The following is a 1,729-nucleotide window of genomic DNA, read 5'->3' on the forward strand; positions in this document are numbered from 1 at the left end:
GTTGGTGACCGAGGCCAGGTCGCCGGTGACGCCGTCGTAAGCGTAGGCGGTCCTGTCCACGACGTCGGTTCGAGGGCCGGTGACGGTCTCGACCTGGCCGCGCGCGTTATAGGTGTAGGTCCACGTGCGCGGCGAACCGGTCTTGATGGCGAGCAGACCTTTGGAACCGTCCTCGTCCGTGGTGGCGTGGATAGTGCGCGTGTTCAGGTCGCCATTGGCGAAGTAGGTGTTAACCGTCAAGCGTTTTGGTTCAGCAATTCGCAGGGGTAAGCGGTAGCTTGGGTGCCATTCGGTGGTGGTCGTGGTAATGATTGTTTGCGACGTGCCGGACTTTTGGGTGCGGGTCAACTCAAGGTTGCGAGCGTTATAGGTGTACGCGGTGACCGTTCCGTTGACGTCAGTGAAGCTGCTGATGTTGGCATCTTTGTCGTATGTCATGCTCTTGGTGGCAGACGGGGAACCAGCGCCTGCCGGCTGCTCTTGGGACGTGGTGCGCCGAACGCCGAACATTGAAATGTAGTCGTACCTCAGTTCGGCGCCCAGCGGTTCCGTGACAAAAGTCGAATCGGTATAGCGAAACCTGTATTTTGCGACGCCACCAGCGTGCTCTGTCGACAAGGCTTGTCCATTGCTGTCATAGGTGTAGGTCGCATAGCGCACGCCATTTTCATCGACGATACCTGTCAGCGAAAATGGCAGATTGGCACCGCCGGTATGGGCCGGCTCGTTGTACAGATACGTCCGGACTTTTTCATCCGGATAGGTCACCGACACGACGGCGCCGTAGACGTTGTAGGCATATTTGTAGATGCCGCCTTCCGGTGTCGTCATGGTGTCGATGCGGCCAGCGGTGTCATACGTGAAAATCAGTGCGCGTCCGTATGGATCCTTTACGGACTGCAGCAACCGTGGCGGTGAATTCACTCCACCGGCTCCAGTGGATGCGGAATATGTAAAGGTTAGCACCTGGCCACCACGAGAAGTGATCGTCTGGATATACCCGTCAAGGCCATAACGCTCAGTTGAATCATTGGCTGCGTTATATACGTCATTGGCGATTTTCGTGCCATCAGCACCGTAGACAGGCGTCCATCTGTCATTCACGTTGGATGACGGCTTCCGATCCGTGGCGGTTCCGAATTTGATAACGGAGCCGTTACCGCGCTGCAGTGAAAAATCGTTTGCCAACGTTGAAAAAATCGGGCGGAAGCAACGCATTTTTCCCATTACTTCACCCAAGTCCCAATAGCACTGGGCACTTCGGGGCCGTTGCGGAACAGGGAAACTCTGCACGGAGTCCTGGGTCTTGTTCAAATCCATGCCCGTCATCAGATAGTTGTGCTCCCATCCATTTCGGTCACTTCGGTAAGTTCGTATGAATTTCAAGCCACCTGGACCACTGCTTCGATAGTCGACTTCGACCTGCTCTTTCAATCCCGTGGAGTGGTAGATCGGGTTGCCTTTCCTTTCCGGAATCGAATCGGGCGTGCCAGGCTTATTGCAGGGATCGCACTCGGGCTCTGGCCTAGGATCTGCACTCACGCAAACATAGTTAATCTCGCTGACAGTGGCGGTGTCCTTGATTGTTTCCGACACTCCGCTATAACCTTTCGGGCACTCTGGCATCATGTCAATGTATGGCTCTGGGAACGGATGAGTGACCCACGAATACGACTTTGTCTGCTGGTTATATTTGTGAGGTAACCTAAGTTCCGTGGACACTTTCATT

At 54.9% G+C, this 1,729-nt stretch carries 1 protein-coding gene; it reads right to left on the reverse strand.

Going from position 1 to position 1,729, the window contains the following annotated elements:
• On the reverse strand, nucleotides 1–1,596 hold a 1,596-nt coding region (locus tag EJB06_RS31450), incomplete at its 3' end, for an RHS repeat protein (protein ID WP_164558104.1).
• Nucleotides 1,597–1,729 lie beyond the last annotated feature (133 nt).

The sequence above is a fragment of the Massilia atriviolacea genome (assembly GCF_003953935.1).
Lineage (GTDB): Bacteria > Pseudomonadota > Gammaproteobacteria > Burkholderiales > Burkholderiaceae_D > Telluria_A > Telluria_A atriviolacea.